At 64.1% G+C, this 15,794-nt stretch carries 15 protein-coding genes and 1 pseudogene; 7 read left to right on the top strand and 9 right to left on the bottom strand.

From position 1 onward, the window contains the following. The first annotated feature begins 301 nt into the window (after positions 1–301). Together dbpA and L5014_RS30895 are read left to right on the top strand one after the other, a co-directional pair. Positions 302–1,699, top strand: a complete 1,398-nt coding sequence (dbpA, locus tag L5014_RS30900; RefSeq protein ID WP_238467595.1) for an ATP-dependent RNA helicase DbpA — start codon at positions 302–304, stop codon at positions 1,697–1,699. Positions 1,700–1,761: 62 nt separating this feature from the next. Then, positions 1,762–1,938 (top strand): hypothetical protein, encoded by a 177-nt coding sequence (locus tag L5014_RS30895; RefSeq protein ID WP_238467594.1) that lies wholly within the window; start codon positions 1,762–1,764, stop codon positions 1,936–1,938. A 79-nt stretch (positions 1,939–2,017) separates the two neighbouring features. Here L5014_RS30895 and L5014_RS30890 read toward each other — a convergent pair whose 3' ends face one another. Genes L5014_RS30890 through L5014_RS30880 form a run of 3 tightly spaced genes read right to left on the bottom strand, consistent with a single transcriptional unit; the run spans position 2,018 to position 4,792 of the window. Then, positions 2,018–3,226, bottom strand: coding sequence for a M20 aminoacylase family protein (locus tag L5014_RS30890; RefSeq protein ID WP_238467593.1), 1,209 nt, complete (start codon positions 3,224–3,226; stop codon positions 2,018–2,020). 32 nt (positions 3,227–3,258) lie between these two features. Beyond that, positions 3,259–3,492, bottom strand: a complete 234-nt coding sequence (locus tag L5014_RS30885; RefSeq protein WP_238467592.1) for a hypothetical protein — start codon at positions 3,490–3,492, stop codon at positions 3,259–3,261. After that, positions 3,473–4,792, bottom strand: a complete 1,320-nt coding sequence (locus L5014_RS30880; RefSeq protein WP_238467591.1) for an MFS transporter — start codon at positions 4,790–4,792, stop codon at positions 3,473–3,475. The genes L5014_RS30885 and L5014_RS30880 overlap by 20 nt, the downstream gene beginning before the upstream one ends. Before the next feature lie 236 nt (positions 4,793–5,028). Between L5014_RS30880 and L5014_RS30875 the strand changes: the two genes are divergently transcribed. The 5 genes from L5014_RS30875 to L5014_RS30855 all read left to right on the top strand — a co-directional run bounded on the left by L5014_RS30875 (position 5,029) and on the right by L5014_RS30855 (position 8,851). Next, positions 5,029–6,012 (top strand): LysR family transcriptional regulator, encoded by a 984-nt coding sequence (locus tag L5014_RS30875; protein ID WP_238467590.1) that lies wholly within the window; start codon positions 5,029–5,031, stop codon positions 6,010–6,012. Positions 6,013–6,090: 78 nt separating this feature from the next. Next, the gene (locus L5014_RS30870) at positions 6,091–6,435 is read left to right on the top strand and encodes an ArsR/SmtB family transcription factor (protein WP_238467589.1); all 345 of its coding nucleotides are present in this window, start codon (positions 6,091–6,093) and stop codon (positions 6,433–6,435) included. After that, a complete protein-coding gene (locus L5014_RS30865) occupies positions 6,432–6,926 on the top strand; it encodes an arsenate reductase ArsC (protein WP_238467618.1) in 495 nt (164 codons plus the stop codon). The genes L5014_RS30870 and L5014_RS30865 overlap by 4 nt, the downstream gene beginning before the upstream one ends. A gap of 16 nt (positions 6,927–6,942) precedes the next feature. After that, positions 6,943–8,013 carry an ACR3 family arsenite efflux transporter gene (gene arsB / locus L5014_RS30860; protein ID WP_238467588.1) on the top strand — a complete coding sequence of 357 codons (1,071 nt, stop codon included), beginning with the start codon at positions 6,943–6,945 and terminating at the stop codon, positions 8,011–8,013. 103 nt (positions 8,014–8,116) lie between these two features. Further along, complete coding sequence (locus L5014_RS30855; RefSeq protein WP_238467587.1) at positions 8,117–8,851, top strand: metallophosphoesterase family protein; 735 nt, start codon at positions 8,117–8,119, stop codon at positions 8,849–8,851. 161 nt (positions 8,852–9,012) lie between these two features. Here the strand turns inward: L5014_RS30855 and L5014_RS30850 are convergent. From L5014_RS30850 to L5014_RS30825, 6 genes and pseudogenes are all read right to left on the bottom strand, one after another. Further along, positions 9,013–9,135 (bottom strand): annotated as a pseudogene (locus L5014_RS30850) (phenylacetic acid degradation protein PaaY); the annotation flags it as partial. Between the two features lie 85 nt (positions 9,136–9,220). Next, positions 9,221–9,655 (bottom strand): MarR family winged helix-turn-helix transcriptional regulator, encoded by a 435-nt coding sequence (locus L5014_RS30845; protein ID WP_238467586.1) that lies wholly within the window; start codon positions 9,653–9,655, stop codon positions 9,221–9,223. A 137-nt stretch (positions 9,656–9,792) separates the two neighbouring features. Continuing rightward, on the bottom strand, positions 9,793–11,292 hold the full coding sequence (locus tag L5014_RS30840; protein ID WP_238467585.1) for an efflux transporter outer membrane subunit: 1,500 nt from the start codon (positions 11,290–11,292) through the stop codon (positions 9,793–9,795). Between the two features lie 16 nt (positions 11,293–11,308). Continuing rightward, entirely contained in the window at positions 11,309–12,841 is a 1,533-nt protein-coding gene (locus tag L5014_RS30835; protein WP_238467617.1) for a DHA2 family efflux MFS transporter permease subunit, read from the bottom strand. Between the two features lie 112 nt (positions 12,842–12,953). Next, complete coding sequence (locus tag L5014_RS30830; RefSeq protein ID WP_238467584.1) at positions 12,954–14,033, bottom strand: HlyD family secretion protein; 1,080 nt, start codon at positions 14,031–14,033, stop codon at positions 12,954–12,956. Positions 14,034–14,284: 251 nt separating this feature from the next. After that, the gene (locus tag L5014_RS30825) at positions 14,285–15,661 is read right to left on the bottom strand and encodes an FAD-binding oxidoreductase (RefSeq protein ID WP_238467583.1); all 1,377 of its coding nucleotides are present in this window, start codon (positions 15,659–15,661) and stop codon (positions 14,285–14,287) included. Between the last annotated feature and the right edge of the window lie 133 nt (positions 15,662–15,794).

Genomic DNA, 15,794 nt, shown 5'->3' with positions numbered 1-15,794 from the left:
TTCCGAAGATAGAACTTGCAATGCACGAGCGGCCGTCCGGGTCGCCCGGGATTTATCTTGAAGGAGCGAGTTTTATCTTTAAACACGAAAATTCTTAAATTCAGCGGGTTCGCTGATTCGGGGCACACAAGGTCGCGGGAAAGACCCATCCCGTTGACAATGGACAAACGAAACGCCCGCCAGCGCGCATCGGCTAGAATTGCGCCACGCGCGATGTCCCATCGCCGCCCGATCCATCCCAGCCGCGCCTCGCCCTCCGGGCGACCGCCGCGCGGCATCCGCCTCCGGGGCGCAAGACCACATGACGAACACACCCACCGCCACGCCCTTCAGCGCGCTTGCGCTCGCACCCGCCGCGCTCGAGAACCTCACGCGGCTCGGCTATGTCGAGATGACGCCCATCCAGGCCGCCAGCCTGCCGATCGCGCTCGCGGGCCACGATCTCATCGCCCAGGCCAAGACGGGCAGCGGCAAGACCGCCGCCTTCTCGCTCGCGCTGCTTGCGAAGCTCGATGCGCGCCGCCTCGACGTGCAGGCGATGATCCTCTGCCCCACGCGCGAGCTAGCCGATCAGGTCGCGCAGGAAATCCGCCGTCTCGCGCGCGCCGAAGAGAACATCAAGGTGCTCACGCTGTGCGGCGGCACGCCAATGAAGCCGCAGACGGCGAGCCTCGAGCACGGCGCGCATATCATCGTCGGCACGCCGGGCCGCATCATGGATCACCTCGAGCGCGGCATCCTTTCGCTCGACGCGCTCAATACGCTCGTGCTCGACGAAGCGGACCGCATGCTCGACATGGGTTTCTTCGACGATATCGCCAAGGTGGCGCGGCAATGTCCCAAGGAGCGCCAGACGCTGCTCTTCTCCGCCACCTACCCGGAAGGCATCGCGAAGCTGAGCCAGCAATTCCTTCGCAATCCCAAGGAAGTGAAGCTCGAAGAGCATCACGACGACAGCAAGATCCGCCAGCGTTTCTATGAAGTCGCCGACGACGAGCGCCTGCACGCGGTGGGCATGCTGCTCAATCACTATCGTCCTGTGAGCACGCTGGCGTTCTGCAACACCAAGCAGCAATGCCGCGACTTGCTCGACGTGCTGCGCGCGCAGGGCTTTCATGCGCTCGCGCTGCATGGCGAGCTCGATCAGCGCGAGCGCGACCAGGTGCTGATCCAGTTCGCGAACCGCAGCTGCTCGGTGCTGGTGGCGACCGACGTGGCCGCGCGGGGTCTCGACATCGCGCAACTCGAAGCGGTGATCAACGTCGACGTCACGCCCGACCCCGAGGTCTACGTGCACCGCATCGGCCGCACGGGACGCGCGGATCAGGACGGCTGGGCGCTGAGCCTTGCGAGCATGAACGAAATGGGCCGCGTGGGCGGCATCGAGCAAGCGCTCAAACGCGAAGTCGAATGGCAACCGCTTGCGGCGCTCACGCCGGCGAGCGACGCGCCGTTGCTGCCGCCCATGGAGACCGTACAGATTCTCGGCGGACGCAAAGAAAAGATCCGACCCGGCGACGTGCTGGGCGCGCTCACTGGCGAGGCGGGCTTCAGCGGCGCGCAGATCGGCAAGATCAACGTCACGGATTTTTCGACCTACGTGGCTGTGGAGCGCAGCATCGCGCGCAAGGCGGTCAACCGCCTCAACGCCGGCAAGGTGAAAGGCAAGAAAATCCGCGCACGCTTGATGGAGGAATAAGGCGCGCATCCGGTGGGGTGTATTGAGTTATGCCCCACGGCGCGCGCAGCGCCGCCGGAGGTATGAGTCCTTGGTCACTCCGGCGGAACACGAGTGATGGCAGACGCTCCTGCACCCCGCTCGAAGCCCGCAACGGGCCCGCGCTCGCGAAGATCCTGCGCGGCCACCTGCTCGCGAAGCGCGACGCGGTGCTGGCCGAGCGCATGCTCATCGTCGCGGGCATGGGTCGCGAAGAATAAGCGGGCCGGCGGGCCGGAGGCCCGGTCGCCACCCGCATCATGTCCGGCCGCAAAACACCTACTCGTCAGCGCAACGTTTTCATCCCGCAAGAAAGCGCTGCGCGAGCCGCACCCACACCGCCGCGCCGAGCGGCAGCACCCGGTCGTTGAAGTCGTAGCCGGGATTGTGGATCATGCAACCGCCGAATTCGCCTTCGCCATTGCCGAGCAGCAGATAACAGCCCGGCACCGCCTTGAGCATCCACGCAAAATCTTCACTGCCGTTCGAGCCCTTCGACCCCTGCACGACGACGTTCTGCTCCCCCACCAGCTCCGCGCAAACCCGTTGCGCAAGCAACGTTTCATCGGGCGTATTGATCATCGACGGGGTGAGCTGCCGGTAATCGATATCCGCCTGAACCCCGTGCGCCTGTGCCGTGGCCGCCACGATCTCGCGCACGCGCTGCTCCACCAGCTCGCGCGTCTCGGGGCGCGCCGCGCGCACGTTGATGCCTAGCGTCACCGTCTCCGGTATCACGTTGTGGGTAGCGCCGCCCTTGATGAAACCCACCGAGACCACGGCGGTGTCGTCAGGCGCGACGTTGCGTGCGACGATCGTCTGCAACGCCGTGACGATCGCGGCTGCCGCCACGATGGGGTCCTTCGTGAGGTGCGGCATGGCCCCATGGCCGCCCACGCCCTTGACCGTGACGTCGGCCACATCGGACGACAGGCTCACCGGCCCCGCAAGCACGCGGAACGTGCCGGCGGGCACGCCCGGCAAGTTGTGCAGCGCGTAGACGGCATCGCACGGGAAGCGCTCGAACAGCCCGTCGTCGATCATCGCTTTCGCGCCGCACAGGTTCTCTTCGTCAGGCTGGAAGATGAGGTTGAGCGTGCCGTCGAAGTCACGCCGCTGCGCAAGCGTTTTGGCCGCCGCCAGCAGGATTGCCGTGTGACCGTCGTGACCGCATGCGTGCATCTTGCCCGCGTTCTGGCTTGCATACGGGAGGCCCGTGTTCTCGATGATGGGCAGCGCATCCATGTCGGCGCGTATGCCAAGACGCCGCGTTCCCTTGCCCACTTTCAACTGCCCCACTACGCCGCTGCGACCGATGCCCGTGTGGACCTCATAGCCCCACTTTTCGAGCAGCATCGCTACCAGTTTCGCGGTGGCGCCTACCTCGAATCCTAGTTCGGGCTGCGAATGGATCTGCCTGCGGATGCCAATGAAAGTCTCGGCATCGATTTCGATTTCGGGCAGCAGCGTGGGCAGCGGCATGAGTGCGGGTGCGGGTTCGCGTTTCATTTTCGTGAGATCCTTGTGGTGTTTGGAGGGTTTCAGGTGCTTGCTTGAAAGGTGGGTTGTTTTTTGTTGTAGTTTTTGGTGGTTTTCGCGTTTCTTTGTATCTCGCTGTATCTCGCTGTTTCTCGCGTTTCCTTGTTTTCGTGTCGGTCTGCTAGCGTTGCCCCTGTGCGGGGCGACACGAAAACAAGAAAACGCGAAAGCGCAAAAAACAAAAGCCAAAAATAAAATGCAGCATCGCCCCCGAATTCAATCGACACGACGCTCATGAATGCTCCAGACAGCAAGCAGCGTAACGAACCCGCAAGCTACCATATAAAGCGCCGGAGAAAGCGGGTTAGCGGTCTTCGCAATGAGCCAGATCACAATAAACTGCGAACTGCCACCAAACACCGTCACACCCACGCTATAAATCACCGAAAGGCCGCTCGCCCGCACCCCGGCCGGCAACATCTCCATAAGCACGAGCAGCAAGGGCGTCGAACCGAGGTTCGCGCTCGCCGTCAGCAACACCGAAAGCGCCAGCACGAGCGGCACGCCGGGAAAGTGCGTCATGAGCCAGAACGCAGGCACCACGGCGATGAGGTTGAAAACGAGCGCCCCCATCACGAGCGGCTTGCGGCGCGCGAAACGGTCGGCGAGCCGCCCCGAAACAAGCGAGGCGACGAGCATCGTAATACCCGTGGCGCAACCCGAAAGCAGCGAAAGCGACGGCGGCATCTTCAGCACGCGAATCATGTAGGTGGGCATGAAGAACACCACGAGATACATGCCGACCGTACCCGCCGTGACCGAGAGAATGCCTTTGAGCACCTTGCCGCCGTGCTCACGCATGAGCGTGCCGAGCGGGCTGGGTGCATCGGGCGCGGCTTCGTGCGTCTCGTCGAGCTTCGCGCGGATATAAAGCCCCACCGGCGCGATCGCGAGGCCGCCGAGAAACGGCAAGCGCCAGCCCCAGCTTTCGAGCGCATGCGGCGTAAGCGTTGCGTAAAGCATGGCGCCCGTGAACGCACCAACCAGCGCGGAGATGCCTTGGCTGCCCAATTGCCAGCTCACACGAAAGCCACGCTGTCCGACTGAACCCGATTCCATCAGCATGGAAGTCGCCGCGCCAATCTCGCCGCCAAGAGAAAAGCCTTGCAGCAAGCGCCCCGCGAGCAGCACGAGCGAGCCGTACACGCCGGCCTGCGCATAGGTGGGCGCCAGCGAAATGCACAGCGTGCCCGCCACCATCAGCGCGATGGTGAGCGTCATTGCCGCCTTGCGCCCGCGCCGGTCGGCATAGCTGCCGATCACGAGGCCACCGAGCGGTCGCATCACGAAGCCAATGCCGAAGGTGGCCACTGCGAGCAGCAGCGATCCAAAAGGATTGTCCGAGGGAAAGAAAAGCCGGCCAATCAGAATCGCGAAGAAACTGTAGACCGTGAAGTCGTACATTTCGAGCGCATTGCCGATCGAGCATGCGGCGATGAGGCGGAACTGGCTCTGGCGCGCCGGAGTGTGGCTGGAGGCGGCGGCGCGCGCGATGGCGCCCGTGTCGTCGGCGGCGCTGAGCGTAGCGTCATTCATGGCGGATCTCCGCAGGCAGGGTGGAACGTCGCGTTCGTGGCATTCGTCGTGCGCCGTGGCGCGGACTCGTCATGCGCGAGTCGATATTCAGGCAAGGTCCCTTTTTGAAAAAAGTGAGAAATTTTTATCGTGATAACCAGATAGAATCGCCGTCATAACCATTGGTCAGCGGCCATCGGGAAAAGTACCGACGCCATGCCCTCGCTGTCGGGCGATGCTCCGGAGGAAATCATCGGATGAAACTGCACCAGTTGCGCGTCCTGCTCGCGCTCGCGCAGCACGGCAGCATGCATGAGGCGTCGCGCAGCCTGCACGTCTCGCAGCCGGCACTTTCCAAGGCGATTGCCGAACTCGAGCGGGAACTGGGCGTGACGCTCATCTCCCGCTCCGTGCGCGGCGTGAGCCTCACGAATTACGGACGCGCACTCGTCAAGCGCGCGAGCGTGGTCGAGCACGAATTGCGTCACGCGCTCGAAGACATCGAGTCCATGCGCGGGCACGCCGAGGCGCAGCTCAATATTGGCTTCTCCGCCGTGGCGTCGAGCGGGCCCTTGCCGGAGGCCATCGCCGCCTTTCGCGCGCGCTTTCCCGCAGTGGCCATTCACGCCTATGAAATGCGCCCGCAACAGATCCTCGAAGGCCTGCGCGAAGGTCATCTCGATCTGGCGCTCATCTCCACGAACAGCGGCCCCGGCACCACGGCGTTTCAGTGGGAGCCGCTCTTTTCGGTGGGCATGCGGGTGGCCGCGCGCGCCGGCCACCCGCTCGCACGCACGACGCGCATCCGTTCGCTCATCGACGCCGAGTGGCTCTCGCTCGACCCGCTCGACGACCCCGGCAGCCCGCTCGCGAGCCTGATGCGCCTGCACCGGCTGGAGATGCCGCGCAATGTCGTGCAGAGCAGCTCGAACCTGCTCGGGCTGCAACTGGCCACGTGCACGGACCTCATCAGCGTATGGTCCGATTTCGTGTTCTATGGACGCACCGGCCCGCTCACGCTGAATCCCGATGCGCTCAAGCCCCTGCCGATCCGCGACGAGCTGCCGGACTATCACGTGTTCATGGTGTACCGCTCGCCCGATCTGATGACGCAGACCTGCCTTCAATTCAGCAAGGAAATTCGTCATCGCGGCCGCAAGATGGTGTCGCCGCGCCTTGCGGTGCAGACGGTAGCGCACACGGCGGCGCGTGGGCGCAAAAGCGCTAGCGTGGAGAAATAAATCGTGCGTCCATGGGCGCCATGCACATCATTTCGATAAATATTGAAATATCGAAACGTAACGTGTACTCTTGCGGCCATGGACTCCAATCTCGCTGTACGCGCGCTCGGCGCGCTTGCCCACGATTCGCGCCTCGCGATCTTCCGCGTGCTCGTCGCCGCTGGGGAAAACGGCATGGCTGCCGGCGAAATCGCGCAGCAACTGGGGCTCGCTCCTTCGAGCCTCTCATTTCATCTCAAGGATCTCTCCCACGCGGATCTCGTGAAGTCGCGCCAGGAAGGACGCTTTGTCATCTACACGGCGAACTTCGACGCGATGAACGATCTGCTTGGCTTTCTCACCGAGAACTGCTGCGCCGGCGCGACGTGCGCCGCGAGCACGCTTTCCAACGCCTGCGGCGGCAATCGCGGGTCTTCGCGATGACCACGAACGTACTCATTCTTTGCACCCACAACTCCGCACGCAGCGTGCTTGCCGAAGGCATGTTGAACCATTGGGCGCACAAGCTCGGCAAGAACGTCCGCGCGCATAGCGCAGGCAGCGCTCCGAGCGGGCGCATCAATCCGTTCGCATTGGAGGCGCTGTCGAACGCGGGCGTCGATACGCAAGGCTATCGCAGCAAGAGTTGGGACGAGTTTGCCGCGAATGACGCTCCGCCCATGCACGTGGTCATTACCGTGTGCGACAGCGCAGCGGCGGAGCCGTGCCCGTACTGGCCGGGTAGCCCGGTCACGGTGCACTGGGGCTACCCCGACCCATCCAACGCGCCTGGCGGCGACGAAGGCAAGCGACAGGCATTCGAACTCACGCGTCAGGCGATCGGCTATCGCATGCTTCAGCTATTGGCACTTCCTTTGGATAACTTAAGGAATGCCGAACTTCAGCAAGCACTGAACGACATTCAGAAAAATTGACAGGCACTGAAACGCGATGAATATTCCCCACACCGGCACTGCCGCGAATGCAGTGCAGAAACCCGCCATCAGCTTCTTCGAGCGCTTTCTGAGCGTCTGGGTCGCGCTGTGCATTGTGACGGGCATCGCCCTGGGTCAGGTCTTTCCCGGCGTGTTCCAGTCCATCGGTCGCATGGAATACGCCCAGGTCAATCTCCCGGTCGGCCTGCTCATCTGGGTGATGATCATTCCGATGCTCGTCAAGGTCGACTTCGGATCCCTCCATGAAGTCCGCCAGCACATCAAGGGCATCGGCGTCACGCTCGTCGTGAACTGGCTCGTCAAGCCGTTCTCCATGGCGTTTCTGGGCTGGCTGTTCATCAAGCATGTATTCGCACCGCTGCTGCCCGCCGCGCAACTCGACAGCTACGTGGCCGGCCTGATCCTGCTGGCCGCCGCGCCGTGTACGGCGATGGTGTTCGTCTGGAGCCGGCTGACCGGCGGCGACCCGCTTTTTACGCTCTCGCAAGTCGCCTTGAACGACAGCATCATGGTGCTCGCGTTTGCGCCGCTGGTCGGCCTGCTGCTCGGCATCTCCTCCATTACCGTGCCCTGGGCGACGCTGCTCACCTCTGTCGCGCTTTATATCGTGATCCCGGTGCTGCTCGCGCAAATCCTGCGAAAGCTACTGCTTGCCCGCGGGAAAACGACATTCGATGCGCTCATGGCGAAGATCGGCCCCTGGTCCATCACCGCCCTCCTGGCGACGCTCGTCTTGCTGTTCGCATTTCAAGGCGAGGCCATCATCGAGCAGCCGCTCGTGATTGTTTTGCTGGCCGTCCCCATTCTCATTCAGGTATTTTTCAACGCGGCGCTGGCCTATGGGCTCAATCGCGCCGTGGGCGAGAAGCACAATATCGCCTGCCCGTCCGCGCTGATCGGCGCGTCCAACTTCTTCGAACTGGCCGTGGCCACGGCGATTGGTCTGTTCGGCTTTCACTCGGGCGCCGCCCTCGCAACCGTGGTCGGCGTGTTGATCGAGGTGCCGGTCATGCTGCTCGTGGTGCGCATCGTCAACCGCTCGAAGAACTGGTACGAATGCGCCTGAACGGCACGCGCGCGCATGCGCGCGCGACGGCTTGCAGGCCCTGGGTGGCATCGTCGAGAATGGAGGCTTCCTCTCACCGCTTTTTCTCACTCACCGCACTGCCATGAAAATCGCCGCGCTCTCGGACATTCACGGCAATTTGACTGCGCTCGACGCCGTATTGCGCCATATTCGCTCGCAGGGCGCGGACCTGATCGTCAATCTCGGCGACATCGTGTCGGGGTCGCTCTCGCCGTCCGAAACGGTCGATCGCCTGATGGCGCTCGATCTGCCCACCATTCGCGGCAATCACGAACGGCAACTGCTCGCCAGCGACGTCGATGCCATGCGGCAGTCCGACCGCTTCGCGCGCGAAGCATTGCGCGCCGATCAGCTCGACTGGATCGCACAGCTACCGGAGACGCTGCGCATCGCGGACGACGTGCTCCTGGTGCACGGCACGCCCGAAAGCGATCTCGACTATTTTCTCGAAACCGTGACCGAGCAAGGATGCCGCGCCGCCACCCGGGAGGAAGTCGAGGACCGTGCGGGCCATGGCGCCGAGCGCCTGATTCTTTGCGGACATACGCACGTGCCGCGCAGCATGAGGCTTGGCGATGGGCGTTTCGTCGTCAATCCGGGCAGCGTGGGACTTCAGGCCTACGAGGACGACCGCCCGTGGCCGCATCGTATCGAAACGGGCTCGCCGCACGCGCGCTATGCAATGGTCATGCGCACGAAGTCAGGCTGGGACGTCGCATTTCATGCGATCGAGTACGACTGGAACGCGGCGGCGAATCTGGCGCGCGCCAACGGGCGGCCCGAATGGGAAATGGCGTTGCGTGAGGGACGCTGTTGATTGGTGGTGGTGTGCGCAGCCATGCGTTGCATGGCAACCCGAACCTGCCGCCCCCGCCTCATCATCTTTCATCGACCTCTCTCATCGAGCGCAGGCAATCCTTTGCGAGTTGCTGATAAAGCCGCGTGCCCACTGCCTTGCCTTCGATCTCCGCTTCATCTGGCATGCGGGCCGATATAGCAATGCGCGCCAATGGTCACGTCTCCAGTCACGACCGCTGAAGGGTGTACATACGCGGATGCATCGACGCGAGGACGCATGCCGTTGATTTCGAAAAGCGCCATGGGGCCGCTCCGTTGCAGTTGAGTCCGGTGATTGTCCCTAACGTTCCCCCCAGGATGATATGAACGGGAAATGAAGGTGTATCGCTCACTGCGCCGCTGCATGGGTGAGCGCGAAGAGTTCGGCGCGCAGCGCCCTGGCACGGTCGCGCTTCATATGCTGCTCGAATTCGGCCTGGGCGTCGAGCCACAACGTGTGCGCCTTCTCGTAGCGGCGTGCGCCGTCTGCCGAAAGACGATAAACGAGCGTGCGCGTGTCGTGCTCGGCCGCGAACGCGAGCACGAGTCCGTCGCGCTGCAAGGGCTTGAGCGCACGCACAAGCGTCGTGCGGTCCATCACGAGGTCGTCGGCGAGCTCGGCCGCCGTGGCGTCCGGACGGCCCGCAAGACGCGAAAGTATCGTGAATTGCGCGGCCGTCACGCCCGCCTGCGAGAGATGGCGCTCATAAAGCTGCGTGACGAAGCGCGCTGCCTGCCGCAGCGCGAAACAGTTGCATTCTTCACGTGTCATTCGCTTTGCCATCTGCGCTCACCTTGGTTTGCTTAGTTCGTCATGCACCCTGCTCGCCCTGTACGCGAACGGCCATCATACTTTCTCGAACGCAAGCGCGATACCCTGGCCGCCGCCGATGCAAATCTCGCGTGCTGAATTCATGCTGCTCATCCCCCTTGCGCCACGCGCGGGACGGGCGTGCCCGCGCCGGCCGCAACCACGTCGCCGCTCTGGCTCCATCCGCCGCCCAGCGACCGGTAAAGCGCCACCACCGCGAGCGCGCGTTCGCGCTGCGCGTCGTTGAGCAGATCGGCGTCGGCAAGCCAGGTTTGCTGCGCGCTCAACACATCGAGAAAGTCGGCCGCGCCGCCCTTGTAGAGCTGATTCGCCAGCTTGAGCGCCTGTTCGGAAGACGCCACGGCGTCGCGCAACTGCTGCGTCTGCCCTGCCGTGCTCACGAGGTCGCTGCGGCTGTCTTCCACTTCTCGCAGCGCCTGCAACATCGTCTGCTGCAGGTTCAGTTGCGATTCGCGCATGCGGCTCTCGCTCTGCTCGATATCGGCGGTGATGCGGCCCGCGTTGAAAATCGGACTGGTCGCACCGAGCGCCGCGCTGAACAAATTGTCGGTGAGCGTCGGCATGCCGAGGTACGACGAGGCGAGCACGCCGTCCGTGAGATTCAGCGAGAACTTCGGATAGCGCTCTGCACGTGCGACGCCCACTTCCGCCGCGCGCTGCTGCACGGTTGCGTAAGCGGCCTGCACGTCGGGGCGGCGCAGCAGCGCCTCCGAGGGCAGCCATTGCGGCACGCCCGCGGGCGCCGTGGGAATGGGCGCGGGCGCCGTCAGTGCGAGCTGCGCGACCGACTCGGGCGTGCGGCCGGTATAAACCGCAATGAGGTTGAGTTGATGATCGATGCTCGCCTGCGCGCGTGGAATGCGCGCCTGCAACTCACTGAGCTGGGTTTTCGCGCGCGTGACGTCGAGCTGTGTCGAAAGGCCGTATTTCAGGCGGTCTTGAGTCAACTGCAACGTGCGCTGCCTGATCGATACGTTATCCTCAAGGATCTTCATCTCTGCTTGCGTCCAGCGCAGATCCACATAGGCCGATGCGGTATCCGCCGCGAGTGCGAGCCGCACCGCGTCCAGCGCGTGTTGCTGGCCTACGAGATTCGCCTGCGCCGCGAGCAGGTCCAGACGCTCGCCGCCGAACACGTCGGGCGACCAGCTCAGCGTCACGCCAGCGCCCGCCTGCTTCACGTAGCCTAGTGGCGGTGGCGTGTTCTTCCGCTCGTAGACGCCTTGCGCCGTGAAGTCCAGTTGCGGCAGCAGCGCGGCGTGCTTCTGCGTCGTGATCGATTGCGCCTGTTTCACGCGCTCGGCAGCCGCCTGCAAGTCGAGATTGCCGCTCAGCACGCTCGATAGCAGCGCGTCGAGCATCGGATCGTCGAACTGGGCCCACCACGCACGCGCGTCGATGGCGTCCTGCGGCGCGTCGATGCGCCAGGCCGCGGGCGCCGTCGCGTGCACCGCGGCAGGCAGGTCGGCGTGCTGCGCGGGCTGCACGGCGCACGCAGCAAGTACGGCCGCAGCGAGCGCTGTGAGGCCCGCGCGTACCGTACACACGAGGTGCGCCGGCTTCAGGACAGGGTGGTCTTGCGATTGCATAGGAAACCTCAATGACTCAATGGGCATCGGGCGGCGGCGCGCCGTGGATCGGATGCGAGAACAGCACGCAGGCAAGCGCGACCACGAAGCACAGCGAAAGCACGAAGAACGTATCGGAGAACGTCATCACGAGCGCCTCGCGCAGCACCAGCGCATGCAGTTGCGCGAGGCCCGCTTGCGCCGCGTCGAGTGTGTTACCTGCCACGGAGACCCAATGATTCGAGCTCCCGGCGAGCAACGTCTCCACTTGCGGTACGCCATGCACGACGCTCTCGTTCAGGCGCAGATAGTGAAAATTGAGCCGGTCGTTGAGCATGGTTGCACTCACCGCAATGCCGATCGCGCCGCCCAGGTTGCGCATCAGATTGAAAAGGCCGCTTGCCGACTTGAGCCGCGAGGGCGGCAGCGAACCGAGCGACATGGTGACGATGGGCGGAATTGCGAACTGCTGGCCCACGCCGCGCAGCGCCTGAGGCAGGAGGAATTGCTGCCAGCCCCAGTCGTGCGTGAGCGGCACATACAGATAGCAGCCGAGGCCGAAGCACACGAGGCCGAACAGCATCAACGCTCGCAGGCTGAAGAAACGTGTGGCAAACGCATAGACGCCGAGCGCGAGCATCTGGAACACGCCTACCGAGAGCAGCGAAAGCCCGATCTGCAGCGAGCTGAAGCCGCGCACTTCGGCGAGAAAGAGCGGCGTGAGAAACACCGCCACGAAGATGCCGATACCCGTGACGAACGAGAGCACACTGCCGATGCCGAAATTACGCACCGCAAGCGCGCGCAAGTCGACGATGGGGTCCTTCGCGGTGAGCGCATGCACGATGAAGAGAAAGCCGCAGATCGCCGAGATCCACGTGCAGGCCACGATGGCGTCGTCGCCGAACCAGTTCTTGCGCGGCCCTTCTTCGAGCACGTATTCGAGGCAGCCGAGAAAGCCGCACATCAGCGCGATGCCGATATAGTCGCCGCGCTTGATGAGCGTGAGATCGGGTTCGTCGATATGCACGTACTTCGGCACGAGCACGGCTACCGCAATGCCCGGCACGAGGTTCAGGTAGAAAAGCCAGTGCCACGACCACTGGTCGGTGATCCAGCCGCCTATCACGGGGCCGAGCGTGGGCGCGAGCGAGGCGAGTGCGCCGATGGTCGTGGAGGCGACGAGCCGCTGCTTGCCCGGAAACAGCACGAAGGCCGTGGTGAATACCGTGGGGATCATCGCCGCGCCCAACGCGCCTTGCAGCGCGCGGAAGATGATCATCGAATTGATGTCCCATGCGAGGCCGCACAGCATGCTCGTGAGGGTGAAGCCCACCGCCGAGGCCACGAAGAGCCAGCGCGTGGAGAACACCTTCGAGAGCCAGCCGGACATGGGAATCACCATGATTTCGGCGATCAGGTAGGCCGTCTGCACCCATGAGAGCTCGTCCTGGCTCGCGGAGAGCCCGCCGCCGATGTCGCGCAGCGAAGAAGCCACGATCTGGATGTCGAGTGTGGCCATGAAAAAGCCGATGCACATCAGCGCGAAGGCAAAGGCACGCTGCGCCATGGGCTGCTCGTGCGGTGCAAGCCTGCGGTGCGTTTCCCGCACCTCTTGCGCCGTCTTTACGGGCCGGACTTCTACGGCGGAAGTGGTGTCGCTCATTTCGTTGCGTCCTCTTTCAATGCGCGTCGGAAGCGGTTTTCCCGCCATTGCGCAGATGCACCGTCACCGTGGCCGAGAGGCCCGGTCGCAGCACGCCCTCCGTGCCTGGCGGCACCTGCACGCGAATACGCACCGGCACACGCTGCACGATCTTCGTGAAGTTGCCCGTCGCATTCTCGGGCGGCAGCACGCTGAAGGTCGCGCCCGTGGCGGGCGCGAGGCTCTCCACCGTGCCGTGCAGCGTGCCGCTCGCGGCGTCGAGCGTGACGTCGGCGCGATCTCCGGCGTGCATCTTCTTCAACTGGTCTTCCTTGAAGTTCGCATCCACCCAGAGGTCGGCGGCTGGCACCACTGAGAGCAGCGGCGCGCCCACGTTCGCGAGGATGCCCACGCGCGCCGTGCGGTTGCCGATATAGCCGTCCACCGGCGAGCGGATCGTCGTGTATTCCACGTTGAGTGCGGCGACGCGCCGGTTCGCCTCGGCCGTCGCCACGCGTGCCCGGGCATCCTCGATCTGCGCGGCGATCACGTCGAGCTGGCGCTGCGCGGCCACCACCGACGCGCCGCTCTTCGCCACCGATGCCTGCGCTTTCGCGTAGTCGGCGTCGGCGCGTTCGACGAGTTGGTTCGATACTGCATCGCTCTTCACGAGTTCGCGATAGCGCGTCTGATCCTGCGTGCTGCGCGTGAGTTCGGCGTCCGAAGCGCGCACTTCGGCCTGATGCTGGCCGATCACCGCAGCCTGCAGCGTGCGCTGCGCTTCGAGCTCTGAGACGGCGGCGCGCGCGCTCGCCAACTCGGCGTCGGCCTGCGCGAGCTTCGCGTCGTAATCGCGCGCATCGAGCCGCATGAGCACCTGGTTCGCACGCACGCGCTGGTTGTCCTGTACGAGGATCTCGGAGACGAAGCCGCTCACGCGTGGCGCCATCACTGTGACGTTGCCGCCCACATAGGCGTCGTCGGTGGTTTGTATGAAGCGCAGCACGAAAAACCAGTAGCCGCCCGCCACCGCGAGCACGAGCGCCACGGCGCCAAGCGCGAGCGGCATCCAGGGCAGGCGTGCCGAGGCTGGGGCAGGAACGGAAGGACTCGACATGAGGATCACCTGTGTATATGCACTTTTGAAAACAAAAAATGCCGCCGTGCGATTGAAAGCGGCCCGCACGACGTGTGCATATGCACAGGTTAGACAGCCTGGCGGTCGAAAACAACCGTCGCGCGCGGCATCACTTTATGACCGCGCCGACAACAATCGCCGCTGCACGGGTCACAAATCTTTCAATTTACTTTCGCGTACAACCGGCGCGGGGCGCCTACCTTCAGGACACTAACTTCAGGGCACGACCTTCAGGGCAACGGCTGGATGTTCTGGTTCATGCGGAAGAAGTTCGCCGGGTCGTAGCGGGCCTTGATCTGCTGAAGCCGCCGGTAGTTGGGGCCGTAGGCCGCTGCAACGGGGTCGTCCGCCTCGTCGTCATCGAGGTAGTTGACGTAGCGGCCGACGGCGAAGAAAGGCCGCATCTTTTCATAGGTGTCGCGGACCCAGGCGACGCATGCGCCAGTGTCGGCCTGCTGCATCCATTGGCCGAGCACGAGGAAGTTGTAGCCTTCGCGTCGATGCGGGAAGGCCGTGTCGCTCACATCGACCCGGGTAAGCGCGCCGTGAAAATGCTCGAGCAGCAACTGGCCCTTGGGCGTCGGGCAGCGCGCGAAGCAATCGATCATGGTGTCGATCGCGGCGTCGCTCAGTTCGGTGAGGAAATTGGACTTCCAGTAGTTGAGCGCGCCTTTGGGGTAATTGGCGTCGAGCATGCCGTTGAGCTGGGTGTAGGGCATGGGTCCCACGGCATCGAGCAGGGGCGAGGCGAACTGCTTGAGCGCTCGCATGGCGCTTTCGGCGTCCTCCAGCGGCCCGCAGTGGCAAGTCACCATGGCGGCAACCGGCGTGCCGGAGCCGTCCGGCGCATGCGTCAGCGAGGCGAACAGCGTGTGCTCGTCGGGCAGGGCGCGGGTGCGATCGCGGAAGAATTCCAGCAAGTCGCGGGCGCGCTCGATCGGATGGACGATCGGGCCGCCGGTGATGATGGGGCCGACCGGGTGCAGCGCGTACTCGAAGCCGGTGGCGACGCCAAAATTCCCGCCGCCGCCGCGCAGTGCCCAGAACAATTCGGGCTCCTGCTCCCTGCTCGCCTGCAGGACCTTGCCATCGGCCGTGACGAGTTCCACCGCGAGCAGGTTGTCGAGCGCCAGGCCGTATTTGCCCATCAGCCAGCCAATCCCGCCTCCGAGGGTCAGCCCGGCAATGCCCGTGCTGGAGACCACGCCTCCGGTGACCGCCAGGCCGTGCAATTGCGTCTCGCGGTTGAGCTCGCCCCAGGTGACGCCGCCTTGCGCCCAGACCGTTCTGCGCTGCGGATCCACGCGGATACCTTTCATCAACGACAGGTCGATGACCACCCCGCCATCGATCGTCGCCCTTCCCGCCACGTTGTGGCCGCCGCCGCGAACGGCGGCTTCGAGACCGAGAGCGCGGGTCATATCGAGGGCCGCCACCACGTCGGCCGCGCCGCGGCATCTGGCGATCAAGGCGGGCCGCTTGTCGACCAGGCCGTTATGAACCTTCCTCGCGTCCTCGTAGCCAGCGTCCGTGGGGTGCAGGAGCTGTCCACGGAAAGTGGAGGCAAGCTCGGCCGTGGTGTCGGCCAGGGATCCAATCGGCAGCATGGCGTTTTCTCCTCGAACTCGGTCCAAGTCTCCATCGAAACCAGCCTGAAAGCAAACGCAAAGAATTCAGCCAGAGGTGGCGGATCGTGATCCGCGAGCGATCCCGGACACTGAACGGAAAAATCGTGGCATA

The organism is Paraburkholderia tagetis (genome assembly GCF_022213065.1).
GTDB classification, from domain to species: domain Bacteria; phylum Pseudomonadota; class Gammaproteobacteria; order Burkholderiales; family Burkholderiaceae; genus Paraburkholderia; species Paraburkholderia tagetis.
Note: the sequence above shows the minus strand (reverse complement) of the source record. Positions and strands in the feature narration are given on the sequence as shown.